This is a genomic window from Acidiferrobacter thiooxydans, assembly GCF_003333315.1.
Taxonomy (GTDB): Bacteria; Pseudomonadota; Gammaproteobacteria; order Acidiferrobacterales; family Acidiferrobacteraceae; genus Acidiferrobacter; species Acidiferrobacter thiooxydans.
The window spans coordinates 687,354-713,087 of the sequence record NZ_PSYR01000002.1 but is presented as its reverse complement, the minus strand read 5'-3'; the positions used below and the strand labels follow the sequence as shown (position 1 = coordinate 713,087).

Here is a 25,734-nt window from a genome sequence, read left to right as displayed (position 1 = left end):
CCTCGGCCGCTGATGTCGCCCAGTCCGGGGGTTAAAGCTACTGTCCTGGTACCGGGCACGTCAAGCGCTCAATGTTGATAAAACTGAAGCCGGGTGTCTCCCACTTCGATAATGTCGCCCGATGTCAAGACCTGACCGCCGGGGGCCACGGACTTGCCGTTGTACGCCACATGCGCCGCGTCGGGACCGATCATGAGAGTGTACCGGTCGCCGGTACGGGAAAGAAGCGCGGCCGATTGCCCCGCCATGCCCAGGTGTGTGACCGTGCTTGTGAGCTCTATGCGCTTCCCACTGTTGAATCCGCTCAGGACAAACAAGGCGGCGTCATCGAAGGCCGCGGGTTGGGGGGTCGTGACCGGCGCCATGTCGTGATCCTGATAAAGGAGGGTATATTTGCCGATCACGATCTCATCGCCGGGCTTCAGGTGGTGTTTGCGGGTCCGGCGGTTGTTGATGTAGGTCCCATTGGTGCTGTCCAGGTCCTTCAGAAAGGAATCCTGACCGACGGTGAATATGCTCGCGTGATCGGCGCTGACCGCAGCGTCTTCCAGAACCAGCGCATGGCTTGGGCGGCGACCTATGGACAGGTCGCCCTGGGGGAGTTGCACTTGCCGTATGACCGCGTGTTTTAGCTTCACAATGATACTCGGCATGGTGTCCATAACAGTGGTGGCTCCTGGGTGGTCATTATAGACGATGCCGTGCCCCTTAAAGCGCCCAGATCCGCTCCAGCGTTCCCTGATAGATCCGGGTCAGGCGCACGAGATCGTCCACGGAAACCGCTTCGTTCACTTTATGAATAGAGCCGTTGAGCGGCCCGAATTCAAGAACTTGGGCACCAAAGGGCGCAACGAACCGACCATCGGACGTCCCTCCGCTCGTCGAGTATTGCGGTTCCCGGCCGGTCTCGGCCTGGATGCTCGCGGCCAGCGCCGCCCTGAGTGGACCATCATGGCTCAAAAACGGTTCCCCGGAGAGCCGCCAATGAAGGGTGTAGCGGAGATTGTGGGCGGCGAGCACCTCTTCGATGCGCGCGCGCAGTACGGGCGCCGGTGTCGCTGGCCCATAGCGCAGATTGAAGAGCGCCTGCAGCGTTCCCGGGATGACATTATCCGCGCCGGTGCCGGCGTGGATATTGGAGAACTGGAGGCGTGTCGGCGGGAAATCCGCGGACCCCTCGTCCCAGGTGATCGACACCAGCGCCTGCAAGGCCGGCGCGAAGCGTGCGATGGGGTTGTCGGCGCGTTCCGGGTAGGCCACGTGACCCTGGACACCATGGATTATCAGATCGCCATTCAGGGACCCTCGCCGGCCGTGCTTTACGGTATCGCCGAGCGCGACCTGGCACGAGGGCTCGCCCACGAGACAGTACGTGATGGATTCGCCGCGTGCCGCCAGGGTCTTTAGGACCTGGGCGGTGCCGTCACGGGCGGGACCCTCCTCATCGGAGGTAAGCAGCAAGCCCACGGAGCCCGGGTGTCGGGGGTGGCGGCCCACAAAGCCGATCAAGGCCTGTACGAACGCCGCCACTGCGCCTTTCATGTCCGCCGCCCCACGCCCATAGAGCATGCCATCACGGATGGTCGGCACAAAAGGCGGCGTGGTCCAGTCGGCGGACGGGCCGGGCGGGACCACATCGGTGTGCCCGAGAAATACGACGAGCGGGGCGGCCGTGCCATGACGCGCCCAGAGGTTGGTGACCTCGCCGAACACCAGCGATTCCGTATGAAAGCCCGCCGCCTGCAACAATCCGGCAATATGCGCCTGACAGCCGGCGTCATCCGGCGTGACCGATGCGCGCCCGATCAGTTCCATGGCCAACGCCAGTGTCGGATCCATGGCGCTAGATGTCACGCAAAAGCGCGTTGATCCCGACCTTGGCGCGGGTCTTTGCGTCCACGCGCTTGACAATGACCGCGCAATAAAGGCTGTGGCTGCCATCCTTGGCCGGTAACGATCCCGATACCACCACCGAGCCCGCCGGCACCCGCCCATACAGGATCTCACCGGTATCGCGATTCAGGATCTTCGTGCTCTGGCCGATGAAGACACCCATGGAAATGACGCTCCCACGCTCGACAATGACGCCCTCCACGATCTCCGAGCGCGCGCCTATGAAGCAGTCGTCCTCGATGATCGTCGGCGCCGCCTGCAAGGGCTCCAGGACGCCACCTATGCCGACGCCGCCGCTCAGATGAACGTTTTTCCCGATCTGCGCGCACGAGCCGACGGTCGCCCAGGTGTCGACCATGGTGCCACTGTCGACATAGGCGCCGATATTGACATACGACGGCATGAGTACGGTCTGGGGGCCGATGTAGGCCCCGCGGCGCACGGCCGCCGGCGGCACCACGCGAAATCCCCCCTCGCGGAATCGGTGGGAATCGTAGGTCGCGAATTTCGAGGGGACCTTGTCGTAATACTGGGCCTCACCGCCCTTGACAAGCGTGTTGTCCTCGATCCGAAAAGAGAGCAGCACCGCCTTCTTGATCCATTCATGGACCTTCCAGCCGCCGTCGATCGGCTCGGCGACGCGCAGGACGCCGCGGTCGAGGTCATCAATGACGCCCTGGATCGCGTCCTTGACCGCGGTATCGACGCTGCGTGGTGTAATCCGCGCGCGATCTTCGTAGGCGGCCTCAATGAGCGCTTGATGTGTCATTCTGACTCCTTGTTAATGATTCGACATAGGATCGCACGCGATGCGCGCCCTCCTGGCATTCGGCGCGCGGACCGACGAGCGCCAGACGGATGTGGCCGGCACCCGGGTCCCGGCCGCCGCTTGGCCGCGAGAGATAGGAGCCGGGGAGCGCCAGGAGGTTCTGGGTGGCATAGAGGCCGGCCACGAAGGCCTCGTCATCGATCGGGGTCGGCACCCAGAGATAAAACCCCCGGCGGGGCGCGTGACCGGCAGGACGCCATCGAGGATGGCGGTGACGTCGGCGAATTTCTCGCGGTACAGCCGGCGGTTCTCGCGGACGTGGGTCTCATCGGCCAAGGCGGCGAGCGCCGCGCGCTGGGCGAGCTGTGAGGGGGCCGAACCGAAATAGGTGCGCAGCGTGAACAAGGCCTCCATGAACCCGGCATCGCCCGCCACGAAGCCAAACCGTAATCCCGGGACGTTGGAGCGTTTGGAAAGGCTGTGGACCGCCACGCAGTGCGCTAAGTCATGGACGCCGTGGGCGATCGCCGCTGCCAGCAGGCCCTCGGGCGGGTGGTCCTCGTCGGGGTAGATCTCCGAATAACATTCATCGGCGACGATCAGGAAGTCATGGCGGTGGGCGAGTTCCAGGAGTTCGCCATATTCGCCCCGCCCCATGACCTGGCCCGTAGGGTTCCCGGGGCTGCAGGTGATGACGACCTGGGTGCGTTCGAGGATGGCGCGCGGTATGGCCTCGATATTCATGACGGTGCCGTGCGCCCCGTCGGTGTTTACGTAATAGGGTTCCGCACCGGCCAGCAGCGCCGCGCCCTCGTAGATCTGATAGAACGGGTTGGGCATGATCACCACCGGACGTTCCATGCGCCGGTCGACGCGCGCCTGCACCACCGAGTAGAGGGCCTCGCGGCTGCCCGAGGTCGGCAATACATGGCGTTCGCCGTCGACGGCCCCCGGCGGCAGCCGAAAGCGGCGCGTGAGCCACTCGGCAATGGCCGCGCGCAGGGCCTTGCTGCCTCGTGTCGATGGATAGGTCGACAGGGCGTCCAGGGCGCCTGTAAGCTCCGCTATCACAACATCCGGTGTCGGGTGGCGCGGTTCACCGATCGCCATGTTGATAGGCGGCAACGTCGCCGGCGCGAGGTCCGCGGTCAGGGCCGCGAGCCGTTGGAACGGGTAGGGGTGGAGCCGTCCGAGAGTGGGGTTCATGGGCGATGCAGGCGCATAAGATCGGTGGATTATACGGGAGCGCGCGACCATGACCAAGAAGGCATGGCCGGCGGCCGCGCTCATAGTGGGTGCCGGCTCCTGGGGCGTGATCTGGTATCCATTGCGCAGGCTGGCCCAGGACGGCCTGTCCGGGGTATGGCTTGCGCTCCTCATGTATGGCGGCGCGGCCGCCGCCAGCCTGATCTTATGCCGCGGCGGGCGCTGCGCGGGCGTCTCGCGCCGCGTGTGGCTGGCGTTGGCGGTGCTCGGCGGCATCACCAATATCGGTTTCGTGGTCGCGGTCTTACATGACAACATCCTGCGGGTCACGCTGCTCTTTTACCTCTCCCCGGTGTGGTCGGTGCTGGCCGCGCGCGTCTTCCTCAAGGAGCGCGTGTCATTGCCGGTGGTGGCGGGGATCGTTACGGCCTTGGTTGGGGTCATGATGCTGCTCTGGCGACAGGCGGCCCCAACCTTGAATGGCTTCGATGCCCTCGCGCTCGCTTCCGGGGCGGCGTTTGCCGGCGCCAACGTGATACTGCGTGCGCAGCCCGATGTGGCGCTCGCCGCCAAGCTTTTGGCCACATTCGCGGGCGTGGTCGGCGTGGGCCTCGTGGCGCTTGCCGTCACCGCGCACGGCATGCCGCATCCACCGGGGCTGGCCGTGTTGGCCGCGGTGGTGGGCGGCGGTCTCGCGATCTTTACCATCACCCTGCTCGTGCAATACGGCGTCACGGCCCTGCCGGTCCGCCAATCGTCGGTGCTGCTGCTAGTCGAGGTGGTGACCGCGGCGTTTTCGCAACACCTGCTGTTACATGGGGCGCTCACCACGCGTGCCCTGGCTGGGGCGCTGGCGGTGGCCGCCGGGGCTACGCTGGTGGCGGCCTACGAGGGTTGAGGCGCCGGGATTTATCCGCTCTCGCGCGCCCCGAACAAGGCGCGGCCGATACGCACCATGGTGGCCCCTTCGGCGATCGCCCAGTGATAGTCATCGCTCATGCCCATCGACAATTCCTGGAAGTCTGTCAGATCGAAGGCCCGGCGACAGTCGGCGGCGAGCTCGCGTAGGCGCGCGAAGGTGGCGCGCGCGGCGCCCTCGGGGGCGCCATGGGCGGCCATGGTCATGAGGCCGGAGAGCGTAAGACCGGGCCAGGCGCGCGCGCTATAGGCCTCGAGAAAGGCCGGCAGGGCCGCGGTCGAAAGCCCATGTTTGCGTGGGTCTGAGGTCACATTGACCTCGACTAGGACACGCAGTTGGGTGTCGGCGGCTTCGGCGTGACGTGACAGGGCCAAGGCCGCGTCGAGCCCCTCGAGTGAGTGCAACCAACGAAAGTGGCGGGCGATGAGGCGTGCCTTATTGCGCTGTACGGGTCCGAGGAAGTGCCATTCGAGGGCCGCGTCGGGCATGGCGGCGATCTTGGCTGCGCCCTCCTGGGCGCGGCTTTCACCGAAATGCCGTTGTCCGCAGGCCGCAAGCTGCGCCACCGCCTCGGCGGTGTGGGTCTTGGAGACCGCCACGAGACGCACGGCGCTGGCCGGCCGGCCACTTGCGTGCGCGGCGTGCGCGATGCGCGCCATGATGTGCGCGTAGCGTTCACACAAGTCACTCATGGGCATGAGTGTAGCGGGCCTCAGCGCATATCCAAAGCCGTGCCGCTCTGGCATACTGCCGGCATGCAAGCTATCGCCCGCTTTCTCGACCGTTCGCTGCCCAGACCGCCTGCAGATCTCATACAAGGACCGGCCCTGGAGGCGCTGTGGGCACGTTGCAGGCCGGAGGGCCTGCATGCCGTGGAGGCGCTTTTTTATTGTCGCGGACGGCTATTTGTGGTGGCGCCGGGTTCGGCGTCGGCCGCACGGCTGCGTCAGGAGACGCCGGATCTTTTGGCGCGCCTGCGCGCCGAGGTGGGTCTGGGCGCCATTCGCGAGATCGTGGTCCGGCGTGTCGGGTGGGAGGGGGCGCGAAGTCGTAGTCGGGGAGGCGAAGGCAGGCCCGTGCGCTCGGCGATCGGCTCGCGTTGCTTTGAATCACTGGCCGAGACCGTCTGCGATGCCTCCCTGAAGGCAAGCCTCACGCGGCTCGCCTCGGCCCTTGCGTCCGGCAGCACCGAGGATACAGGGCGCGCATGACACGATTCTTCGAGCTTTTTATCGGCCTGCGCTATATGCGTGCCAGGCGGCGCAACCATTTTATTTCGTTCATATCCGTGACCTCGCTGGTGGGCATCGCATTGGGGGTCATGGCGCTCATCACTGTATTGTCGGTCATGAACGGGTTCCAGAGGACGTTGCGTAACCGCATACTCGGCGTGATCTCCGATGTGACCATAAGCGGCCCGCGTCATCGCCTGGCGGATTGGCAAAAGGCGGCGCATGTCGCGCTGCGCGAGAAGGGTGTGATCGCGGTCGCTCCCTATGTGCGCGGGGAGGGGCTGCTGGTCCACGGACGCTACTCGAGCGGGGCCCTGGTGCGCGGGGTGATCCCGAACAAGGAGAAGGCGGTATCTGACATTGCCGCGCACATCGTGCAAGGACGCCTTGCGGCCCTGCGCCCCGGGCGCTTTGGCATTGTACTCGGCCGCTATCTGGCATGGCGCCTCGGGGCCACCCTGGGGTCGCATGTGTTGTTGGTGGCCCCCGGCGGCATGGTCACCCCTGCGGGCTTTCTGCCGCGGTTACGGAGTTTCCGCGTGGTGGGGATCTTCGATGTGGGGATGTATGAGTACGATGCCGGACTGGCTTTGATCAACATGAAGGATGCCCAGGCCCTTTATCGTATGGGCGGGGATGTGAGCGGGGTGCGCTTGAAGCTTGCCGATATCAACCAGGCCCCGGCCGTGCGTCGGGCGTTGCAGGCGCGGCTGCCGGCCTATGACGAGGTGCGCGATTGGAGCGAGAAACATGCCAACTTCTTCCGGGCCCTGAAGATCGAGAAGACCGTGATGTTCGTGATCCTGTTGCTCATCGTGGCGGTGGCGGCCTTCAATATCGTGGCGACCCTGGTCATGGTGGTGACCGATAAGCGCGCCGATATCGCCATCCTGCGCACGCTCGGCGCAAGCCCGGCGAGCGTGCTCGCAATCTTTCTCGTGCAGGGCACGCTGATCGGCCTCATCGGGACTGCGATCGGGGTGGTGGCAGGTGTCGTGTTGTCGTTGAATGTGACTACGATCGTGCCGTTCATCGAGCACGTTTTCCATACGCACTTTTTGTCCGCCAACGTGTATTACATCAGTGAATTGCCGTCGCACCTGCGCTGGCAGGACGTAATGCATGTCGCCATCGCGTCCTTTCTCATGAGTTTCCTGGCGACCTTGTATCCCGCATGGCGGGCCTCGAAGACCCAACCGGCCGAGGCGCTGCGCTACGAATGAATGACGTGATTCGCGCCGAGGCGGTGGCCAAGACCTTCATCGAGGACGTATTGTCGGTGGATGTGCTGCGGCGCGTGGATATCGTGGTGAGGCCGGCCGACACCATCGCCATCGTCGGCGCATCCGGGGCCGGCAAGAGCACGCTTTTGCATCTCCTGGCGGGCCTCGACCAGCCGACCTCGGGGCGGATATGGGTGGATGGACAGGACATGGGGCGACTGAGCGAGGCCGAGCGCGGGCGGGTCCGCAACCGCATACTCGGCTTCGTCTATCAGTTCCATCACCTCCTGCAGGAGTTCACGGCGCTCGAAAACGTGGCCATGCCGCTTTTGATCCGGCGCGAGCCCGTACGCCGCGCCCATCAGCGCGCGCAGGCGATGCTAAAGCGCGTAGGGCTTGCGGATCGCGCCTTGCACAAGCCCTCGGAGTTATCGGGTGGGGAGCGCCAGCGGGTGGCCATTGCCCGGGCCGTGGTTCACGAGCCGCGGTGCGTGCTGGCCGATGAGCCGACCGGTAATCTCGATACGCGTAACGCCGCCGACGTTTTTGCGCTCCTGCGGGATTTGAACGCGTCGTTTGGTACGAGCCTCGTGCTCGTCACGCATGACCACGAGCTGGCGCAGTCCATGGGGCGAGTGGGTGTGATCGTGGATGGCTGCCTTTCGGTGACCGAGACCGACGCGCTTCCCACGTCTCCAGGGCCTTGCTAGAGTAATGACGATCAGAGAAGGATGAGCGCGGTGCTGGAGCTTATAAAGGCGGGCGGCTTTGTGATGTGGCCGCTGTTGTTATGTTCCGTGTTGGCGATGGCGATCATAGGGGAGCGTCTGGTCGCGTTGCGCCGTGCGCGCGTGGCGCCCCCGGGGGCGGCGGCCACGGCGCGTGAATGGATCAAGCGGGGCGATATAACGCCCGAGCAATTACGGACTCTGGAGGAGGGATCGGCCTTGGGCCAGGTGCTGGCCGTAGGGCTTGTGAACAGGCGCCATTCGCGGGCAGTCGTGCGCGAGGCGATTGAGGACGCCGGGCGCCATGTGGCGTCGGAACTCGACCGGTATCTGGATGCGCTCGGCACGATTGCGGCGATCGCCCCGTTTCTCGGGCTCCTTGGCACCGTGCTCGGTATGATCCGCATGTTCTCAGGGCTCGGCGAGGCGGGTGTGGGAAACCCGGCGGTGCTCGCGACCGGTATCGCCCAGGCGCTCACGACTACCGCCACCGGCCTTGGCATCGCCATACCAAGCCTCATCTTTTATCGATACCTGCGCTCGCGCGTCAACACCCTGCTCGCAGATATGGAGCGCGAGGCCGTACGATTGGTCGAGATCCTGAAAGGCGAGCGCGAGGCGGGTTGATGCGCTTTCGCAAACGCGCACTGGAGGAACCGGAGATCAATCTCGTGCCGATGATCGACGTGTTGCTCATGACCCTCATATTTCTCATCCTGACGACGAGTTTTGCCCATGAGTCGTCGCTGAAGGTCCAGCTCCCACAGGCCCACCCGAAACAGCCGATCAAGATCCAGGGCGTGCATATCGTGATCGACAGCGCCGGCACGTTTGCGGTGGACGGTGCGGTGGTGGCGGGTACCGAGCGATCCCTGATGCGCGCGCTGGCCGCCCACGCCCATGGCCCGAACACGCCCGTCATTTTGTATGCGGACCGTAATGCGCCTTACCGCGCCATCGTGCATGCCCTGGACGCGGCGCGGCGGATTGGTCTCGGCCGGATCGTTTTTGCGACCAAGGTGCGCAAAACGTCGTGACGGAATTCAAAGGAGGCCTCTACCGAAGGCTGCTGCGCTATACATGGCCCTATCGTCGAAGCTTCCTGCTGGCGGTGGTCGGGATGATGGTCGGCTCGGCCACCGAGCCTGTGTTTGCCGCGCTCATGCGCCCCCTCCTGAATGGCGGCTTCGTGCACAGGAACCCAGTGAGCATGCGCCTTATGCCGATCGCTGTCGTGGGGCTGTTCCTGGTGCGCGGGGTGGCGTCGTTTGGCGCCAATTACCTGATGAACTGGGTTGGCCGGCGGGTGGTCTTCGATATACGCGGCCAGATGTTCACGCATCTCCTTTATCTGCCGACGACCTTCTTCGACGCCCATTCCTCCGGGGTTCTCATAGCCAAACTCATCTATGACGTCGAACAGGTGGCAAGTGCCGCCACGCGTGCCTTGTCGACGCTTGTAAAGGACAACGCCACCGTCCTTGGTCTGCTCGGATGGATGTTCTATCTGAACTGGAAGCTGACCATCGCCATCCTGGTGGCGGCGCCGGTGATCACATGGGTGAATCGCCGCATGGGCAAACGTTTCCGGCGCACCAGCCGTTCGATTCAAGACTCCATGGGAGCGATCTCGCATGTCGTTCAGGAGGCCGCGGACGGACACCGGGTCATAAAGACCTTTGCCGGCCAGGACGAGGCCTTGCGCGGCTTCACGCAGGCCAATGAGGCCAATCGGCGCGAGAACATGCGGCGCACGCGCGTCGCGGCCTCGGGGGTGCCGGTGGTGCAGCTGATGGCCGCATCGGCGCTCGCATGGGTGGTGTACGCGGCGATGCGCGAGCCGCACGCGACTGTCGGCGGCTTCATGTCGTACGTGGCGGCGATGATGATGCTGCTTGCGCCCATCAAGCGGCTGACGCAGGTCAATGAGACCTTGCAGACCGGCATGGCCGCGTCGCAGAGCGTGTTTTCGTTCATCGATCAGCCGCCCGAGACCGAGACCGGGCAGCGCGTGTTGACCGATGTGCGCGGGGATGTGGCCTATCACAATGTCTCATTTCGATATAGTCCGGAAGGTCGGAAGGCGGTCAACGAGGTGTCTTTTACCGTGCCCGCCGGGCAGACGGTGGCGTTGGTCGGCACCTCGGGGAGCGGCAAGACCACCATAGCCAATCTTCTGCCGCGCTTTTATAACGCAGAGTCCGGCTATATCACCCTAGACGGCGTGGATACGCGCGAGATCACGCTTGCCGACCTGCGCTCGCATATCGCGCTCGTAAGCCAGGAGACGGTGCTGTTCGATTCGACGATCCGCGAGAACATCCTCTACGGGCACAAGGGCGTGACCGACGATGCGCGGCTCATGGAGATCGTCGAGGCGGCCCATGTCGCGGAGTTTTTGAAGGATCTCCCGCGCGGCCTGGATACGTTGGTGGGGGAGCGCGGGGTAAGGCTATCAGGCGGACAGCGTCAACGCATCGCCATTGCCCGCGCGTTGCTGAAGAATGCCCCGGTCCTGATCCTCGATGAGGCGACCGCGGCGCTCGACACCGAGTCCGAGCGGCACGTGCAAGCCGCCATGATCCGGCTCATGCAAAATCGCACGACGATCGTCATTGCGCACCGTTTATCGACGATAGAGCATGCCGACTGCATCCTCGTCATGAGCAAGGGTCGGGTCGTGGAGCGCGGGACGCATGCCGAACTTATGGCGCAGAACAAGATGTATGCGCGACTGCACCAGATGCAGTTTCATGGCTGATCGTGTCTATGAAGGACAGCTGCTTGCAGGGGTTGTGGCGGACGTTCGCGACCGCTTGAGCGGCAATACCGCGCGCGCCAACGCCCGTCTTGGTTTGCTGCGGCCGCCGCCGGCGCGCGCGCGGCTGATATGGATCAAGTCTGATGCGCGCGAGGTGAACGGGCGGCTGGCCGCGGAGATCGCGGGCACGGTGCGCGAACGCAGTGCGGACCGGCCGATCGTCGTGACATTCGAATACGAGCACCAAGCGATGCTGGCGCGGCTCAGGGCCATCGCCAACCTCGGCTTTGCCTATGGGCCCGCGGATCGGCGCGCCGCCACGCGACGCATTCTGGAACGGCTGCGCCCGGCCTATGTGGTGGCGCTCGGCGAGGCCATGCGACCGCATCTCGCGGCCGGACTGAAGGCCGCCGGCGTGCCTTGCTGTATCGTGCATGGGCGGCCTGGGGCGGCGGCCGAGGGGTGTATGGGCTTTCCGCAGACCGCGAGCGAGCAGCAGGCCTGGCGCGGTCGGGCGCATTGCGCGGCGCCCTTTTACGCACGGCTTGCCGTGGCGCAGGTGGAGCCGGTCTTTCAGGGGTTGGCCGGGGCCCATGCGCGCGCCTTGTTCTGGGTGACCGATGCCTCGCCGGCGATCGCCGCGCGCCTTGCGCAGGCCTGGCAGGCGTCCCCGGGGGGTACCCAGGACATCCTGTTTCTCGGCTGCCCGACTGCGGGCGCGAAGCGGTTGAGCGCCTGGAACGAGGATCGTCGCCCGCTCGCGCCAGGCAGCGTGGTATGGGTGGATGAGGAGCGGTTTTGGCCGGCGCTCGCGGCGAGCTGCACGGCTATCCATCTCATGATGCCGCCGGAACCCTTGTTATGGGCGGCGCTCGCGGGAGGGCGCGTGGTGAGCGCGGCGCATGTGGCGGGTCTCGACCTGCCGGGGGCGGCGCCACTTGCCGAAGTCGCGAGCACCGAGCTCGTCACGTACTGGGCGTGGCTTTTGGCGAACCCCGGGGCGGCGCGCGTGGCCGCCGACGCCTTGCGACGGTATTTCTGGCAGGAGCGGCGTGCCGCCGGGGAGGCCGCCGAAGCGCTGGTGGCACAGGTCTGCGCGTGCTGAGCGATCCTTGGCGGCATTGGGCTGCGACCGGTCTTTGGAGCCGGGTGTTATGGCCGATGAGTGTCCTCTATTGTGCGCTGGCAATTTTGCGCCGGCGCCTTTATACGGTTGGCGTGTGCACCGTCCAAAGGCTTCCGGTCCCAGTCATCGTGGTCGGTAACGTGACCGTGGGCGGGACCGGAAAGACGCCTTTCGTCTTGTGGCTATGCGCACGGCTTTCGGCCGCCGGGTTGCGCCCAGGCATCGTATTGCGCGGTTACGGGGGTCGCAACCGCGGCGTGCTGCGCGTGGACGCGCATAGCGATCCGGGGTGCGTCGGCGATGAGGCCGTACTGCTGGCGCGCCATGCCCCCGGGCCGGTCATCGCCGCCCGCGACCGGGTGGCAGGCGCACAGGCCTTGGTGGAAGCCGGGTGCGATGTGATCGTGGCGGACGATGGTCTGCAGCATTATCGTCTGGGGCGGTGTCTGGAGATCGGTATCCTCGACGGGGTGCGGCGCTTTGGAAACGGGTTGTGCCTGCCGGGGGGTCCGCTGCGTGAACCCCGCACCCGCTGGGATCGTCTGGATTTTCGCGTGACGCAGGGGCAGGCCGCGGCCGGCGAGTGGGCCATGGGGCTTGCCGGCGATAGGGCCTATGCCGTCGGCGGCCACGCCGAGGTGGGGCTTGCGGATCTGCGGCGCGTGCATGCCGTGGCAGGCATCGGCCACCCGCAGCGCTTCTTTCGGGCCCTGGAGGGGTGGGGGCTCGAGGTCATTGCCCATCCGTTTCCCGATCATCATCGATATTCTGCCGAAGACCTCCAGTTCGACACGGATGATCCGGTAGTCATGACGGAAAAAGATGCGGTAAAGTGCGAATCCCTGGGACGCTCCGGGCTCTGGTATGTGCCGGTGCGGGCGGTGGTCGACGAAGAACTGGCACGTCGCATTCTCGCGCGCCTTAAGCCGCGATCATGATCGCGGCCGGGCCTGTGCCCGGCCTTCGATCGTAGCCGGCGCGCACCTCCTGTTCTACAATGTGGCCTTGAAACAGGGGAAGGATACGATATGGATAGGCGACTTTTGGAGATATTGGTATGCCCGGTTTGCAAGGGGCCATTGCGCTATCGGCGCGAGGCCGGGGAATTGGCGTGCCGCGCCTGCCGTCTGGCCTATCCGATCCGCGACGATATCCCGGTCATGCTCGAGGAAGAGGGGCGCACCTTGAACGATGAGGACCTGAAGGACCTCGGCTAGTGCACGTCATCATCCCTGCGCGTTACGGTGCGACACGGCTGCCGGGCAAGCCGTTACGGGAGGTCGCCGGACGCCCCTTGATCCTGCGCGTGCGGGAAAGGGCGATGGCAAGCGGCGCGGCGCGCGTGACCGTCGCCACCGATGACGCGCGGATCGCCGCGGTCGTGAAGGACGCCGGCGGCGAGGTCGTGATGACCGCCGCCACCCAGGCCTCCGGAACCGACCGGATCGCCGAGGCCATCGCGTTGCTGGCGCTCCCCGATGAGGCCATTGTTGTCAATCTTCAGGGTGATGAACCGCTCATGCCGCCGGCGCTCGTGACCGCGGTGGCGCGTGCCTTGCGCGATAATCCGCAATGGCACATAGCGACGGCGGCGCGGCGCATGCAAGACGCGCAGGCCTTTGCGAGCCCGCATCTCGTGAAGGTGGTGTGCGAGGCGAGCGGCCGCGCCCTGTACTTTTCCCGCGCGCCCATCCCATGGCCGCGCGATCCGGCGATGCCGTCGGCGTTTCTTGGACATATCGGGTTGTATGCCTATCGCGCGGGCTTCGTGCGGATGTTCACCGGCTGGGGTCCGAGCGCGCTGGAGCAACGCGAGGGTCTCGAGCAGCTGCGGGCCCTGGATCACGGCGCGGCGATCGGGGTCGTCGTGACGGATGCCGATCCCGGTCCTGGCGTCGACACCGAAGAGGATCTGACGCGCGCCAATGCCCTATGGAGGCCTGCGTGATCCAAATCCGTGCGGCGGCGATCCGCGCCTATAGTAGCCGATGGACCGCGGGCCTCATCGCCTTCGAGCTGATCGGCGCGATCCTGGTCGGACACCATTCGCGAACCACGAGCCTGTGGCCGCTTTTAGCGTGGCTCGGGTGTGCGCCGGTGGTTCGTTATCTCTATCTCCAGAAGCTGCATACCACCGCGCCTATCGCATGGCACGACCTCGTGCGCCGCGCGTACGGTGTGACGGCCTGGTTGGCGCTGGCCGGCACCATGATCGTTTTGCTGTTCGTCGCGTTGGCGTGGATGGTCGGGCACCTTCCCGAGGTACTCGCCTTTTGGGGCCGCTATGCCGGATACGCGGGCGTCGTGGCCGGGATCGGCCTGCTTGCGGCGGTGTTGGTCATGGCTGCCGGTGCGGCATTGTTATGGGGCGGCATGTCCATGATCGCCTATGCGCGAGCGGTGGTGGATCCGGCGCGCCGGATTCGCGAGGTCATCGTCCAGGGCGTCGCATGCGCCTGGCAGCGCGCGCCGCTCGTGATCGGTATGAGCACCTTTCAGGGGCTGCTGGCAGTGTATGCGGTTGGTGCGCAGCTTGCCAAGCCAAGCGGTATGGTGTTCATGCCCGTGGTATGGCCGGCGATATTTTTTGCACCCGTGGCTCTCGTGTTTTTGTTGGCGCTGACCGAGTCGGGGATCCGGTGGCCCGCGCAACGGACGCCCCAGGCACCTTTATGATACGCGTGTTGTTTGTATGCCTCGGTAACATCTGCCGGTCACCCATGGCCGAGGGTCTGTTCCGCGAACTCGTGACCCGCAAGGGGCTCGATGGGCTCATCGAGATCCATTCCGCAGGTACCCACGGCTATCACATCGGCGAACCCCCGGACGAGCGCGCCCGTCGCACCATGGCAGGCCACGGTATCGACATTGAGGGGCTCGTCGGACGCAAGGTTACTGCGGCCGATCTTCGCGATTTCGATTATGTGCTGGCCATGGACCGCGACAACCTGGCACACCTGGAGGCCCTCGGCGGCGGCCCGCGGGCCTCGGTGCGACTGTTCCTGGATTTTGCCCGCAACACGCGGGTTCGCGACGTTCCAGACCCATATTATGGTGGGCCCGAGGGATTCGAGCGGGTCTATGCGCTGCTCGAAGAGGCCGCCCAGGGCCTACTTGCGGATATCGGGACTCGGCTTACTCGCGCCTAGAAATCCCAGGGCCAGATCGGTCCCGTAGCCCGCAGGATCGTCTCCCAGACACCACCACCGACCGCTGAAGGGAAGGGGTCTCTCGGTTGGTGTGCAGATGGCAGACCAAAGAGGTGCCGACGGCTTTGGTGTAGAAGGCGGATATTCACCGCCCCATTGAAGGCCGGTGCCGGTTTGCTGTGCCAATCGGTTCCCGTCCGGGCTAGGGGCAAGAAGCCCACCGGCCAAGGCCGGTGGGGTGGGCCGGGACGGTATCACTCGTCGCTCGGTGCCTCCTGTCGTTCGGTCTCGCGCACGGGCCGCGCCTCGGGTTCCTCCGGCCGTCGCACAGCCGGTTCCTGGTGCACAGCCGGTTCCGGCGTGGCCGGGAGCGGATATGCGCCCCGATCCTGGACCGGCGCGGTGTCGCGCATGGGCTCGCCGGAGGGGGCCGGGGTGTCTGCCGTTGCCGTCATCTGGTTTCCGCTCGCGCTCTCCGGGCTGGCCGCTGTGGTATCCCCGCGCTCGCTGCCATGGCGGCCACGGCCGCCGCGCCGAGCCCGGTGACCTCGAGGCCGTGCTGGGCGGTCTCCCTTATCTGCTGGGCGGTCTCCGGCGCGCTCACTGCGTTCCCCTTTCTCGGGCGCGACCTCACGCGGCCGCTCACGTGTTTCCGCGGGGGCCTTGGCCGGTGGCCGATTGCGGCCGGTTGCGGCGCGCCGGGGCGGACGCGCGGGCCGTGCCGTGGGGGCCGTCGGGGCGGACTCGGCAGCGGCCGGGGCTTGCGTGGGTGCGGGCGTATTGCTGCCGCCCAGGAGGCGATGCAAGAAAGATCGTATCAGTCCGTTGGCGGGGGCGGGGGGCGGCGGGTTCGCAGCCTCCGGTCGGGGCGGCGCAATCGGCGCCAGTTGGCCCACGGCCGGCCGCTCCATGATCGGGTTCGAGGGGCGCGAGGGTTCTTCGGGCTCGACCTCGAGCGGGATCAAATAGCTTGGCGCGATACGCTCGGCCTCGATCTCCTCGGCCTTCAGACGTTTGATTCGGTAGTGCGGGGTTTCGAGATCGATGCTCGGAACAATCGTGATAGGCGTACCCAGACGCGATTCGATGCCGCTGATCTCATGGCGTTTCTCGTTCAGGAGAAAGGTTGCGGTGGCGAGCGGCAGGTGCACATGCAGTGCCGCTGTATTCTCCTTCATTGCCTCTTCCTGGATGAAGCGTAGGATCTGCAGTGCGGATGAGGGCACGCTCCGGATATGACCGGTACCCTCGCAGCGCGGACAAGTCAGGCTGTTGGACTCGCCGAGCGACGGCCGCAACCGTTGGCGCGACATCTCGAGGAGCCCGAAACGGGAGATCCGTCCGACTTGTACGCGCGCGCGGTCGGCCTTGAGCGCCTCGCTCAGGCGAGTTTCCACGGCACGCTGGTTGCGCGTCGGCGTCATATCGATGAAATCGATGACGATCAAGCCCCCAAGATCACGGATACGCAGCTGCCGGGCAATCTCTTCGGCGGCCTCGAGGTTGGTATTGAGCGCGGTTTCCTCGATGTCGCTCCCGCGCGTAGCGCGCGCCGAGTTGACGTCGATCGTGACTAGCGCCTCGGTGTGGTCGAATACCACCGCGCCGCCGGATTCCAGATGGACCTCGCGGGAAAATGCCGACTCGATCTGATGTTCGATCTGGTAACGAGAAAACAGCGGGATCTCATCTTCGTAGAGCTTGAGCTTGCCGACGTTCTGCGGCATGACCTGCTGCATGAATTTCAGGGCGCGTTCGTAGATATCCTGGTTGTCGATCAGGATTTCGCCGATGTCGCTGCGCAGATAATCGCGGATTGCGCGAATGACGAGGCTGCTTTCCTGATAGATCAGGAACGCCGCCGGCTGGTCTTCGCTCGCGCGCGTGATGGCATCCCACAACTGCACCAGATAATCGAGGTCCCACTGGAGCTCTTCGACGCTCTTGCCGATGCCCGCCGTGCGGATGATTACGGAGTAGTCGTCCGGCAGCCTCAGCTGGGCCATGGTGTCGCGCAGTTCGGCCCGCTCCTCCCCCTCGATGCGACGCGAGATACCGCCGCCCTTGGGATTGTTCGGCATCAGGACCAGATAGCGACCGGCGAGGCTGATGAATGAGGTGAGGGCCGCGCCCTTGTTGCCGCGCTCCTCCTTCTCGATCTGGACGACGATCTCCTGGCCTTCGCGGATGACGTCCTTGATGCGTACCGGACCCTGCGTGCCCTTGTTCTCGGCCCCGTTGAAATAGCTGCGCGAGATCTCCTTTAGGGGCAGGAAGCCCTGCCGTTCGGCTCCATAGTCGACGAATGCCGCCTCGAGACTAGGTTCCACGCGTGTCACACGCGCCTTGTAGATATTGCCTTTCTTTTGTTGATAGTTGGCCGATTCGATGTCCAGGTCGATCAATTTCTGGCCGTCGACGATCGCCACTCGCAGTTCTTCCGAGTGGGTGGCATTAAAAAGCATTCTTTTCATGAATCCTGACTCCGCCGCGTTGCGGCGCACGACCCCGGCCTTGAGGGAGGTCGGCAGTCCACGCGAGTGTGGGCGGCGAAGAAAGGGCCCGGATTAAGGGCATGAATCCGCTTTGAAACCCGTCGCTGTAGACTTTCCGCCTCCCGGGCCAGGGGGCGTACATCCGAGCACCTCTCCGGTTGGGCGAGGGGTGCGATACCCTTGTGAAGGCGACCGGCAGGTCGACCTTCGAAAATCGTTTTGTATGCAGCCGGAAAGCTTGCTAATATCGGACGCATACGAAGGCGCACTATAGCAGCCGGGTTGCGCCCCGGCAATCTTTGGCTTCCCCTGATGTCTTGGCACGACAAGGCGGCGTCGGCGGTTCGCTTGGTGACGATAGATGCCGAGCGATCCGGGCAACGCCTGGATAATTTTCTTCTGGCGGTCCTAAAGGGCGTTCCCCGAACGCATATCTATCGGATTGTCCGCAAAGGCGAGATCCGCATCAATAAGGGTCGGCGTAAGGCGGATTATCGCCTGCAGGTCGGTGATGTCGTGCGTATCCCCCCGATAGACGTCAAGGCGCCGCCGCCACCGGCCCCGGATCTCGCGTGGCTCGCCGATCTCATTCTGTTCGAGGACGACTGGCTGCTGGTGCTGGATAAGCCCTCCGGGATGGCGGTGCATGGCGGGTCCGGCCTGTCTTTCGGGGTCATCGAGGCATTGCGCGCGCTACGTCCGGCGGCTCGCGGTCTGGAACTCGTGCACCGGCTCGATCGCGCGACATCCGGCTGCCTCTTGATCGCCAAGCGGCGCTCGGCGCTGCGGGGTCTGCACGAGTCTTTGCGCTCCGGACACTTTGGCAAACACTACGTCGCGCTCCTGCAGGGCGTGTGGGTGGGCGGCGCACGCACCGTGGACGCGCCGCTCTTGCGCCGCGAGACGGGCGAGCGGCGGGTGGTCGTGGATGCCGCCGGCAAGCCCGCGCAGACGCACTTTACGCCGCGCCGACGTTTCCGCGATGCCACCTTGACCGACGTCCGCCTAGGCACCGGACGCACGCATCAGGTCCGCGTGCACGCCGCTTATCTCGGGAACCCGGTGGCCGGCGACGAGCGCTACGGGGACCCCAAGGCCGCGGGCGCATGGAAGCAGAGGGGTCTTGCGCGCCTGTTTTTGCATGCCGCGCGTCTGTCATTCCCGCATCCGGCCACGGGTCAGACCGTGGATATCGAATCGCCGCTGCCAAAGGATCTCGTGCGGGTACTGGAGTCGCTTGATGGGTAAGGCGTACGAACTTCTGATCTTTGATTGGGACGGGACCCTCATGGATTCCGCGGAGCGTATCGTGCGCTGCTTTCAGGCCGCGGCGCACGACTGCGGGTGGCGCACGCTGACCGACGAGGCCATCCGCAAGACCATAGGCCTTGGGGTCGCGGAGGCCCTGGCGCGGCTCTTGCCCGGGGAGGCGATCGCTCGGCGCCAGGCGATCGCCAGCCGTTATCGCGAGCATTTTCTGCGTTTGAATGACACGCCCACGCCGCTTTTTCCGGGGGTCGCAGCCGGGCTCAAGGACCTGCGCGCGCGTGGCTATCGGATGGCGGTGGCTACCGGCAAGTCACGGATCGGCCTGGATGCGGCCCTTGAGGAAAGCCGGACGCGTGCGCTGTTTTGCACGACACGCTCAGCCGACGAGACGCGCTCCAAGCCTGATCCGCTCATGCTCCACGAGATATTGGCGGAGACTGGGGTAGAGGCCGCGGAGGCGCTCATGATCGGCGATACGAGCTACGATATCGAGATGGCCGCGCGCGCCGGCATTGACAGTGTGGCGGTGACCTATGGGGTCCACGATTCCGTGGAATTGCGCATTCATAAACCGCGGTTGTGCGTCCAGACCTTTCCGGAACTGTGCGCGTGGCTGTCCTAGTCGTGTGCCGGAGCGATGGCCTGGAGGACGGCGGTCCCGGGCGGCGGTTTGCCCTGGAGTCCGGGGATGAGGCCTTCGTCATACGCCATCACGGGGTGGTGCATGCCTATCGCAATCACTGCCCGCACCGTGGCCTGGAGCTCGATTGGCAGGAAGGCCGATTCTTTGATTCCGGAGGGGAGGTCCTGGTGTGTTCCGTGCACGGGGCGCGCTATGATCCGGCCGACGGCCGCTGCCTGGGTGGGCCGTGCCGGAATCGGGGCCTCGCGGCCCTGACCTGCCGGGAACAAGAGGGGATGGTGGTCGTGGAGGAGGGGGGCGATGAGCGATAATAACGATGCGAAGCACGATGGGGGGCGCGACGGGCGATCGGATCGGGACGATCGCTCGGGGCTTAGCGAAGACTGGGCGCGCGCGACGCTCGAGAAACTTGCGTTTGCGGCCTTGCACGAACAGCGGCGCAGTCGCCGCTGGACGCTGGCCTTCCGTTTTCTGGTCATCACCTTGATCGTGGCACTGTTTTTGAGCTACGAGGGGGCGCAGATGCGCGCCACCGGGCTTGCCGGGCGGTTTACCGCATTGGTACGCATGGACGGCACCATTCAGGAGGGCGGTCCGGCCAGCGCCCGCCCGATCGACGCCGCCTTGCGCCATGCCTTCGCCGCGCATCCGGCGGGCGTGATCCTCGATGTCGACAGCCCCGGCGGCAGTCCGGTACAGGCAAGCGACATCAACGCCGAGATCTGGCGGTTGCGGGGGCGCTATCCGCACACCCCGGTGTATGCTGTGGTCCAAGACTTGTGCGCCTCCGGTTGTTATTACGTGGCGGTGGCCACCGACCGGATTTATGCCAACCCCGCAAGCCTGGTCGGCTCGGTCGGCGTGCTTATGGACGGGTTCGGCTACACGCGACTCATGCATAAGATCGGTGTCACGCGGCGGCTTTTGGTGGCCGGCGCCAACAAGGACTTCCTGGACCCGTTCTCGCCGCTCACCAAGGCCCACAAGGCGTTTGCCGAGAAGATGCTGGCGCAGATCCACGCGCAATTCATTCAGGCCGTGAAAAAGGGCCGGGGGGCACGCCTGCGTCCGCATCCCGGACTCTTCAGTGGTTTGATATGGACAGGTTATCGGGCCCGCCAATTGGGTCTGATCGATGGATTCGGGACTGTCGGGCAGGTGGCCCGGCATCTCTTCAACGCACCTCGTATCGTGGACTTTTCACCGAAGGAGGGGCTTGTGACCCGTTTTGCCCAGCATCTGGGTGCGACCATGAGCCAGACGTTCGTGGCCCAGTGGTTATCCCCCTTGCCGCATGTGCAGTGAGCCGTGAAGCGGATATTGATCAGCAACGATGACGGATATATGGCCGCCGGCCTCGGATGCCTCGCTGTGCATCTCGCACGCACCGCCGAGGTCACCGTGGTGGCACCGGATCGTGACCGCAGCGGGGCGAGCAATTCGCTCACCCTGTTGCGGCCGTTGCGCGTGGCGCGCGCCGCCAACGGGTTTTTCTTTGTCGATGGCACGCCCACCGACTGCGTGCATGTCGCTATCACAGGGCTCCTTGAGCACGAGCCTGATATCGTCATCGCCGGCATCAATCACGGTGGCAATCTCGGCGATGACGTCTTGTATTCCGGAACGGTGGCGGCGGCCATGGAGGGGCGGTTTCTCGGCTTGCCGTCCGTTGCCGTGTCGCTGGCCTCGCCCAATCCCGTGCATTTCCCGACCGCGGCGGCGGTCATCGAACGCCTGCTTGCGTCATTGACGCCCGAGACCTTGCCCGCAGACACGGTCCTGAACGTAAACGTGCCCGATGTCGCCTATGGCGATCTGCGCGGCTTCGAGGCGACCCGTCTCGGGCATCGCCATAAGGCAGAGCCGGTGATTGCCGCGCATGATCCGCGGGGGCGCCCGATCTATTGGGTGGGGCCGCCGGGCAGCGCCGATGACGCCGGCTCGGGCACCGATTTTCATGCCATCGCCGCGGGCTATGTCTCGATCACGCCCCTGCATGCCGATCTCACCCGCCACAACACCCTTGAGGCCCTGAAGGCCTGGTGCCGGGAGACATTGTGAGCGCGGAATCGCGCGCCGGCGCCGGCATGACCTCGGCGCGTACCCGCGAGCGCCTCATAGGGCGGCTGCGCGAACAGGGCATACGCGATGAGCAGACCCTTGCGGCGCTGTCGGCGATCCCCAGGCACCTCTTTGTCGACGAGGCCTTGGCAAGCCGCGCCTATGAGGATACGGCCCTGCCGATAGGGCACGGTCAGACCATTTCCCAGCCCTACATCGTGGCGCGCATGACCGCGGCACTGCGCGCCTCAGGACCGCTCGAGAGGGTGTTGGAGATCGGGACCGGTTCCGGATACCAGGCCGCGGTGCTGGCGCGGCTTGCCGGTCATCTCTATACGGTGGAGCGCATAGCAGGCCTGGTGCGCGCCGCGCGTCAGCGCTTCCAGATGCTGCGGCTCGCCAATATCAGCGTCCGTCACGCCGATGGTTGCGAGGGCTGGCCGGAAGAGGCGCCGTTCGATGCCATCATCGTGACCGCTGCGGCGCGTACGGTCCCGACCACGCTCTTTAGTCAGCTAAAGGAGGGTGGGCGTCTTGTGGTACCGGTGGGTGGGGACGGGCAGGAACTCTTATTGTATCGCCGGCGCGGCACGGCCGTGTCCTTTGAGCGCCTCGAAGCGGTCAATTTCGTGCCACTGCTCCCTGGCGGAATCGTGTAAGGATGCGCCGCGCCCTGCTCGTTGGGTGCATGCTTGCGCTGCTCGCCGGGTGCGTGGCCCGCATCCCCGCGCCTATCCATAACGACGGCATGGCACTGGCCGGGGGTCGCGGCTATTACCGGGTCCTGCCGGGGGACACCCTCTATAGTATCGCCTTCGAGACCGGCCACGACTACCGGACCCTGGCCCGCTGGAACCATATCCCGGCACCCTACCGCATAGAAGTCGGGGAACGATTGAGGTTAAGCGCGCCGCGGCGTGCCAGGGTCGCACCGCCGCCTGCAGGAAGGCCTGTCAGGCCCCCTTCAAGACCTCTTTCGATGCCGCTCGCGCAGCGCGTGCCAAGCCGGCCGGCGCAACCGCGGATGCGTGTGTCTGCGGTGCGCTGGATTTGGCCGGCGCGCGGGGTTGTCAAAGAGACCTTCGGGCGCGGCCCATTGAGCGGTCGCCCGGGCAATCGCGGCATCGATATCCTCGGGCGCCCTGGGGAGCCGGTACGCGCCGCTGCCGCCGGGCGAGTCGTCTATCGCGGCAGTAGACTTCCTGGTTACGGTAAGCTTATTATCATTAAAGAAAATAATGAGTACCTAAGTGCGTATGCGCATAACGCGCGCATTAAGGTCGAGGAGGGGGCGATGGTGCGGCAAGGCGAGGTGATCGCCATTATGGGGGACAGCGGTACCAACCGTGTGGAGCTCGAGTTCGAGATCCGCCGGCGCGGAATTCCGGTGAACCCCCTGCGCTATCTGCCCGTAAGACACCACTAGCGAGAAAAAGAGGTGCAACCGCTCATGGTCGAATCGGAACTGGACGAGAATACAGTAGAGGCACCGGAGCCGGAAGCTCTAGCCTTGTCCAATGACACATGAGCCTGAAGGAGGGGTGTGATTCCAACGTGAGGTGAGCCTGAAGGGGCCGGGGTTGGGCATCATCGGAGGATGATGATCGTGACCCTCAAGACCCAAGGGCTCCAGACGCTGGAGCACATCCGTGCCTTCCTCGAAGGTACCCAACCCCTCGGTTTCGAGGCCCCGGCCCGCGAGGTGACCTACGAGTGGATTGTCGCCGAGCTGCGCCGCCTCCGGTACACCCGCCAGGGCAAGGCTGACAAGGGCTTGGTGCGGCGCTATCTGGAGAAGGTCTCCGGCCTGTCTCGGGCGCAAATGACCCGGCTCATCCAGCAGTTCCGCGATACCGGCCGCATCCGCGACCGCCGCGGCCCGCCCGCCAAGCCCTTCGCCCGCCGCTACACCCCGGCCGATGTGCGCCTGCTCGCCGAGCTCGATGCCCTGCACGGTGCCCTCTCGGGACCGGCCACCCGCAAGCTCTGCGAGCGCGCCTACGAGGTGTTCGACGATGCGCGCTACGAGCGCCTGGCCCGCATCTCCAACGGCCACCTCTACAACCTCAGACAGTCACAGACCTACCGGCGGGTGCGCGGCGCCGTGGACAAAACCCACCCGGTCAAGGTCAACATCGGCGAGCGGCGAAAGCCACGCCCCGAGGGGCGCCCCGGCTTCCTGCGGGTCGATTCCGTCCATCAGGGCGACCTCGACGGCATCAAGGGGCTCTACCACATCAACCTCGTCGACGAGGTCTCCCAGTTCCAGTTCGTTGGCTCCGTCGAGCGCATCTCGGAACACTTCCTGCTCCCGGTCCTGGAGGCCCTCATCGAGGCCTTCCCCTTCGTTGTCCTCGGCTTTCACGCCGACAACGGCTCGGAGTACATCAACACGCGCGTCGTCGCCTTGCTGGAGAAGCTGCGCATCGAGCAGTTCACCAAGTCCCGCGCCCGCAGGACCAATGACAACGCCCTGGTCGAGTCCAAAAACGGCTCGGTGGTGCGCAAGCACCTCGGCTACGCCCACATCCCCGGGCGCTTCGCAAGCCAGGTCAACGCCTTCACCCAGGGTGTGCTCTCGCCCTATCTCAACTTCCACCGGCCCTGCTTCTTTCCCACCGAGGCGGTCGATGACAAGGGTCGGGTCCGCAAGCGCTACCGCTATGAGGACATGATGACCCCCTACGACAAGCTCAAGTCCCTGCCCGAGGCCCACCAGTACCTGAAGCCCGGCATCACCTTCAAACAGCTGGATGCAATCGCCTATGCCATCAGCGATAATGAGGCCGCCCAACGCCTCAACCAGGCCAGGGCTGAACTCTTTCGTTCCATCAACAAGGCCCAAAACCCGGCCGCCTGAGGGGGCTCACCTACCGCCTTCCTTCAGGCTCATTTCTGAATTGGAAAGGACTGCTCTTGAGGGGACGGACACAGAGGAGGCCTTGGAGGGGGCCGGTGACGGGGCGGCGATGGCCGAGGGCGCCCCGGAGCGTGAAAGCGAGGACACGGCCGGTCCGCAGGCCGATGCCACACAGCTCTACCTGCGCGAGATCGGGTTTTCGCCGTTGCTCACGGCCGAGGAAGAGGTCTATTACGCGCGCAAGGCCTTGCAAGGCGACACGTCGGCGCGCCATCACATGATCGAATGCAACCTGCGGCTCGTGGTGAAGATCGCGCGCCGCTACATGAATCGCGGGCTGGCCCTGCTCGACCTGATCGAGGAAGGCAATCTTGGGCTCATACGCGCCGTCGAGAAATTCGATCCCGAGCGCGGCTTCCGATTTTCGACCTATGCCACATGGTGGATTCGGCAAACGATCGAGCGCGGGATCATGAACCAGACGCGCACGATACGCCTGCCGGTCCATATCCTGAAGGAGATCAACATCTACATGCGGGCCGCCCGCCATCTGGCCCAGAAGCTCGACCACGAACCCACGCCTGAGGAAGTGGCGCTCCTGCTCGACAAGCCGATCGCCGATGTCCGCGCCATGATGGGTTTGAACGAGCGCATCGCCTCGGTCGACGCGCCCCTCGACATCGACCCCGACCGCTCACTGCTCGATGCCATCGCCGATGACAAGACCGCGAACCCGGAGAAGATCCTGCAAGACGAGGACCTCCATGGTCAGATCGCGGCCTGGCTCTCGGAGTTGAACGAGAAGCAGCGCGAGGTGGTGGAGCGGCGCTTCGGCCTGAACGGTCGCGATGTCTCGACCTTGGAGCAGGTGGGCGCGGATATCGGCGTGACGCGCGAACGCGTCCGCCAGATCCAGGTGGAGGCCTTGCGGCGCCTGCGCGGCATGCTCGAACGGGGCGGTTACTCGATGGACGCGCTTTTTTAGGCGCTCATCGCGGTCCTGGCGATAGCGCCGGTTTGGGCGGGGGGTCTGCGAGCAGCAGGCCGGCAGCCACCCGGCGCCCCTCGCTCATGAGGAGATTGTAGGTCCGGCAGGCGGCGGCGGTGTCCATGCATTCGACACCGATCCGGGCTTGCATAAACGGGGCGAGCCATGCCGGAGGCGGGAAACGCAGCACGCCGCCGGTGCCGAGCAGGATGATCTCGGGAGCGCCTGCAGCGAGTTCCGCGAGACTCGCGGCATTGAGCTCCCCGAAATGCCGGGGACGCCAATCCGGGACCACCTCGTCTGGCATGAGAATGACGCTGTGTTCGTAGACGAGGTCGTCGATGCGCAGTCGGCCCGGGTCGTAACCCCGAATGAGACGCCGCCCGTCGCCGGTATCCAGGTGAATCTTCAC

Annotated in this window: 28 protein-coding genes and 1 pseudogene; 22 read left to right on the top strand and 7 right to left on the bottom strand. The window is 65.1% G+C overall.

What is annotated here, in order from left to right:
• Positions 1 to 68 precede the first annotated feature (68 nt).
• The 4 genes and pseudogenes from C4900_RS10475 to dapC form a co-directional block, all read right to left on the bottom strand.
• Positions 69 to 638, bottom strand: a complete 570-nt coding sequence (locus C4900_RS10475) for an FHA domain-containing protein (RefSeq protein WP_170132509.1) — start codon at positions 636 to 638, stop codon at positions 69 to 71.
• A gap of 70 nt (positions 639 to 708) precedes the next feature.
• A complete protein-coding gene (gene dapE, locus C4900_RS10470; protein ID WP_176715969.1) occupies positions 709 to 1,854 on the bottom strand; it encodes a succinyl-diaminopimelate desuccinylase in 1,146 nt (381 codons plus the stop codon).
• Positions 1,844 to 2,662, bottom strand: a complete 819-nt coding sequence (dapD, locus tag C4900_RS10465) for a 2,3,4,5-tetrahydropyridine-2,6-dicarboxylate N-succinyltransferase (protein ID WP_065970416.1) — start codon at positions 2,660 to 2,662, stop codon at positions 1,844 to 1,846. The genes dapE and dapD overlap by 11 nt, the downstream gene beginning before the upstream one ends.
• Positions 2,640 to 3,868: pseudogene (gene dapC, locus C4900_RS10460) on the bottom strand (succinyldiaminopimelate transaminase). Before dapC ends, dapD begins: the two are co-directional and overlap by 23 nt.
• 49 nt (positions 3,869 to 3,917) lie before the next feature.
• Here dapC and C4900_RS10455 point away from each other — a divergent pair.
• The gene (locus C4900_RS10455) at positions 3,918 to 4,766 is read left to right on the top strand and encodes a DMT family transporter (protein ID WP_114283060.1); all 849 of its coding nucleotides are present in this window, start codon (positions 3,918 to 3,920) and stop codon (positions 4,764 to 4,766) included.
• A gap of 11 nt (positions 4,767 to 4,777) precedes the next feature.
• Here the strand turns inward: C4900_RS10455 and C4900_RS10450 are convergent, their stop codons facing one another.
• Positions 4,778 to 5,479, bottom strand: coding sequence for a YggS family pyridoxal phosphate-dependent enzyme (locus C4900_RS10450; protein ID WP_065970411.1), 702 nt, complete (start codon positions 5,477 to 5,479; stop codon positions 4,778 to 4,780).
• Between the two features lie 63 nt (positions 5,480 to 5,542).
• Here C4900_RS10450 and C4900_RS10445 point away from each other — a divergent pair, with 63 nt between their 5' ends.
• The 12 genes from C4900_RS10445 (at position 5,543) to C4900_RS10390 (ending at position 15,006) form a co-directional block, all read left to right on the top strand.
• Positions 5,543 to 5,998 carry a DciA family protein gene (locus C4900_RS10445; protein WP_083995830.1) on the top strand — a complete coding sequence of 152 codons (456 nt, stop codon included), beginning with the start codon at positions 5,543 to 5,545 and terminating at the stop codon, positions 5,996 to 5,998.
• Positions 5,995 to 7,242, top strand: a complete 1,248-nt coding sequence (locus tag C4900_RS10440) for a lipoprotein-releasing ABC transporter permease subunit (protein ID WP_065970407.1) — start codon at positions 5,995 to 5,997, stop codon at positions 7,240 to 7,242. The genes C4900_RS10445 and C4900_RS10440 overlap by 4 nt, the downstream gene beginning before the upstream one ends.
• Complete coding sequence (locus C4900_RS10435; RefSeq protein ID WP_065970405.1) at positions 7,239 to 7,952, top strand: ABC transporter ATP-binding protein; 714 nt, start codon at positions 7,239 to 7,241, stop codon at positions 7,950 to 7,952. Before C4900_RS10440 ends, C4900_RS10435 begins: the two co-directional genes overlap by 4 nt.
• Positions 7,953 to 7,982: 30 nt before the next feature.
• A complete protein-coding gene (locus C4900_RS10430; protein ID WP_065970464.1) occupies positions 7,983 to 8,597 on the top strand; it encodes a MotA/TolQ/ExbB proton channel family protein in 615 nt (204 codons plus the stop codon).
• A complete protein-coding gene (locus C4900_RS10425) occupies positions 8,597 to 9,007 on the top strand; it encodes an ExbD/TolR family protein (protein ID WP_065970403.1) in 411 nt (136 codons plus the stop codon). Before C4900_RS10430 ends, C4900_RS10425 begins: the two co-directional genes overlap by 1 nt.
• Complete coding sequence (gene msbA / locus C4900_RS10420; RefSeq protein WP_065970401.1) at positions 9,004 to 10,731, top strand: lipid A export permease/ATP-binding protein MsbA; 1,728 nt, start codon at positions 9,004 to 9,006, stop codon at positions 10,729 to 10,731. The genes C4900_RS10425 and msbA overlap by 4 nt, the downstream gene beginning before the upstream one ends.
• The gene (locus C4900_RS16315) at positions 10,724 to 11,836 is read left to right on the top strand and encodes a glycosyltransferase N-terminal domain-containing protein (protein WP_211306892.1); all 1,113 of its coding nucleotides are present in this window, start codon (positions 10,724 to 10,726) and stop codon (positions 11,834 to 11,836) included. Before msbA ends, C4900_RS16315 begins: the two co-directional genes overlap by 8 nt.
• Positions 11,830 to 12,795, top strand: coding sequence for a tetraacyldisaccharide 4'-kinase (gene lpxK / locus C4900_RS10410; protein WP_267896442.1), 966 nt, complete (start codon positions 11,830 to 11,832; stop codon positions 12,793 to 12,795). The genes C4900_RS16315 and lpxK overlap by 7 nt, the downstream gene beginning before the upstream one ends.
• A 90-nt stretch (positions 12,796 to 12,885) precedes the next feature.
• Complete coding sequence (locus tag C4900_RS10405) at positions 12,886 to 13,074, top strand: Trm112 family protein (RefSeq protein WP_065970395.1); 189 nt, start codon at positions 12,886 to 12,888, stop codon at positions 13,072 to 13,074.
• The gene (gene kdsB / locus C4900_RS10400) at positions 13,074 to 13,805 is read left to right on the top strand and encodes a 3-deoxy-manno-octulosonate cytidylyltransferase (RefSeq protein ID WP_114283057.1); all 732 of its coding nucleotides are present in this window, start codon (positions 13,074 to 13,076) and stop codon (positions 13,803 to 13,805) included. The genes C4900_RS10405 and kdsB overlap by 1 nt, the downstream gene beginning before the upstream one ends.
• A complete protein-coding gene (locus C4900_RS10395) occupies positions 13,802 to 14,533 on the top strand; it encodes a hypothetical protein (protein ID WP_141689277.1) in 732 nt (243 codons plus the stop codon). Before kdsB ends, C4900_RS10395 begins: the two co-directional genes overlap by 4 nt.
• Entirely contained in the window at positions 14,530 to 15,006 is a 477-nt protein-coding gene (locus C4900_RS10390; RefSeq protein ID WP_114283056.1) for a low molecular weight protein-tyrosine-phosphatase, read from the top strand. The genes C4900_RS10395 and C4900_RS10390 overlap by 4 nt, the downstream gene beginning before the upstream one ends.
• 254 nt (positions 15,007 to 15,260) lie before the next feature.
• Here the strand turns inward: C4900_RS10390 and C4900_RS10385 are convergent, their stop codons facing one another.
• Entirely contained in the window at positions 15,261 to 17,480 is a 2,220-nt protein-coding gene (locus C4900_RS10385; RefSeq protein ID WP_211306889.1) for an Rne/Rng family ribonuclease, read from the bottom strand.
• A 333-nt stretch (positions 17,481 to 17,813) separates the two neighbouring features.
• Here C4900_RS10385 and C4900_RS10380 point away from each other — a divergent pair, with 333 nt between their 5' ends.
• From C4900_RS10380 to rpoS, 9 genes are all read left to right on the top strand, one after another.
• Positions 17,814 to 18,749, top strand: coding sequence for an RluA family pseudouridine synthase (locus C4900_RS10380; protein WP_114283501.1), 936 nt, complete (start codon positions 17,814 to 17,816; stop codon positions 18,747 to 18,749).
• Positions 18,742 to 19,392 carry an HAD family hydrolase gene (locus C4900_RS10375; protein ID WP_065969643.1) on the top strand — a complete coding sequence of 217 codons (651 nt, stop codon included), beginning with the start codon at positions 18,742 to 18,744 and terminating at the stop codon, positions 19,390 to 19,392. The genes C4900_RS10380 and C4900_RS10375 overlap by 8 nt, the downstream gene beginning before the upstream one ends.
• The gene (locus tag C4900_RS10370) at positions 19,380 to 19,724 is read left to right on the top strand and encodes a Rieske (2Fe-2S) protein (RefSeq protein ID WP_211306888.1); all 345 of its coding nucleotides are present in this window, start codon (positions 19,380 to 19,382) and stop codon (positions 19,722 to 19,724) included. Before C4900_RS10375 ends, C4900_RS10370 begins: the two co-directional genes overlap by 13 nt.
• Positions 19,714 to 20,718 carry a S49 family peptidase gene (locus C4900_RS10365; RefSeq protein ID WP_065969640.1) on the top strand — a complete coding sequence of 335 codons (1,005 nt, stop codon included), beginning with the start codon at positions 19,714 to 19,716 and terminating at the stop codon, positions 20,716 to 20,718. The genes C4900_RS10370 and C4900_RS10365 overlap by 11 nt, the downstream gene beginning before the upstream one ends.
• Before the next feature lie 3 nt (positions 20,719 to 20,721).
• Positions 20,722 to 21,474 carry a 5'/3'-nucleotidase SurE gene (gene surE / locus C4900_RS10360; RefSeq protein ID WP_233431977.1) on the top strand — a complete coding sequence of 251 codons (753 nt, stop codon included), beginning with the start codon at positions 20,722 to 20,724 and terminating at the stop codon, positions 21,472 to 21,474.
• 26 nt (positions 21,475 to 21,500) lie between these two features.
• A complete protein-coding gene (locus tag C4900_RS10355; RefSeq protein WP_065969655.1) occupies positions 21,501 to 22,133 on the top strand; it encodes a protein-L-isoaspartate(D-aspartate) O-methyltransferase in 633 nt (210 codons plus the stop codon).
• Positions 22,134 to 22,135: 2 nt separating this feature from the next.
• A complete protein-coding gene (locus C4900_RS10350) occupies positions 22,136 to 22,900 on the top strand; it encodes a peptidoglycan DD-metalloendopeptidase family protein (RefSeq protein WP_065969639.1) in 765 nt (254 codons plus the stop codon).
• A gap of 174 nt (positions 22,901 to 23,074) precedes the next feature.
• The gene (locus C4900_RS10345; protein WP_065969648.1) at positions 23,075 to 24,334 is read left to right on the top strand and encodes a DDE-type integrase/transposase/recombinase; all 1,260 of its coding nucleotides are present in this window, start codon (positions 23,075 to 23,077) and stop codon (positions 24,332 to 24,334) included.
• Positions 24,335 to 24,365: 31 nt separating this feature from the next.
• Positions 24,366 to 25,319 carry an RNA polymerase sigma factor RpoS gene (gene rpoS, locus C4900_RS10340; protein WP_411675229.1) on the top strand — a complete coding sequence of 318 codons (954 nt, stop codon included), beginning with the start codon at positions 24,366 to 24,368 and terminating at the stop codon, positions 25,317 to 25,319.
• A 4-nt stretch (positions 25,320 to 25,323) separates the two neighbouring features.
• Here the strand turns inward: rpoS and C4900_RS10335 are convergent, their stop codons facing one another.
• A complete protein-coding gene (locus tag C4900_RS10335; RefSeq protein WP_065969638.1) occupies positions 25,324 to 25,734 on the bottom strand; it encodes an Mth938-like domain-containing protein in 411 nt (136 codons plus the stop codon).

Excerpts from the sequence above, each read along its gene's own strand:
- C4900_RS10455 (WP_114283060.1), top strand. The coding sequence starts at position 3,918 with ATGACCAAGAAGGCATGGCCGGCGGCCGCGCTCATAGTGGGTGCCGGC.
- C4900_RS10380 (WP_114283501.1), top strand. The coding sequence starts at position 17,814 with ATGTCTTGGCACGACAAGGCGGCGTCGGCGGTTCGCTTGGTGACGATA.
- C4900_RS10385 (WP_211306889.1), bottom strand. The coding sequence starts at position 17,480 with ATGAAAAGAATGCTTTTTAATGCCACCCACTCGGAAGAACTGCGAGTG.
- C4900_RS10350 (WP_065969639.1), top strand. The coding sequence starts at position 22,136 with ATGCGCCGCGCCCTGCTCGTTGGGTGCATGCTTGCGCTGCTCGCCGGG.
- C4900_RS10375 (WP_065969643.1), top strand. The coding sequence starts at position 18,742 with ATGGGTAAGGCGTACGAACTTCTGATCTTTGATTGGGACGGGACCCTC.
- C4900_RS10345 (WP_065969648.1), top strand. The coding sequence starts at position 23,075 with ATGATCGTGACCCTCAAGACCCAAGGGCTCCAGACGCTGGAGCACATC.
- C4900_RS10405 (WP_065970395.1), top strand. The coding sequence starts at position 12,886 with ATGGATAGGCGACTTTTGGAGATATTGGTATGCCCGGTTTGCAAGGGG.
- C4900_RS10440 (WP_065970407.1), top strand. The coding sequence starts at position 5,995 with ATGACACGATTCTTCGAGCTTTTTATCGGCCTGCGCTATATGCGTGCC.
- C4900_RS10390 (WP_114283056.1), top strand. The coding sequence starts at position 14,530 with ATGATACGCGTGTTGTTTGTATGCCTCGGTAACATCTGCCGGTCACCC.
- C4900_RS10450 (WP_065970411.1), bottom strand. The coding sequence starts at position 5,479 with ATGAGTGACTTGTGTGAACGCTACGCGCACATCATGGCGCGCATCGCG.
- C4900_RS10355 (WP_065969655.1), top strand. The coding sequence starts at position 21,501 with ATGACCTCGGCGCGTACCCGCGAGCGCCTCATAGGGCGGCTGCGCGAA.
- C4900_RS10435 (WP_065970405.1), top strand. The coding sequence starts at position 7,239 with ATGAATGACGTGATTCGCGCCGAGGCGGTGGCCAAGACCTTCATCGAG.
- C4900_RS16315 (WP_211306892.1), top strand. The coding sequence starts at position 10,724 with ATGGCTGATCGTGTCTATGAAGGACAGCTGCTTGCAGGGGTTGTGGCG.
- dapD (WP_065970416.1), bottom strand. The coding sequence starts at position 2,662 with ATGACACATCAAGCGCTCATTGAGGCCGCCTACGAAGATCGCGCGCGG.
- C4900_RS10365 (WP_065969640.1), top strand. The coding sequence starts at position 19,714 with ATGAGCGATAATAACGATGCGAAGCACGATGGGGGGCGCGACGGGCGA.
- C4900_RS10445 (WP_083995830.1), top strand. The coding sequence starts at position 5,543 with ATGCAAGCTATCGCCCGCTTTCTCGACCGTTCGCTGCCCAGACCGCCT.
- C4900_RS10425 (WP_065970403.1), top strand. The coding sequence starts at position 8,597 with ATGCGCTTTCGCAAACGCGCACTGGAGGAACCGGAGATCAATCTCGTG.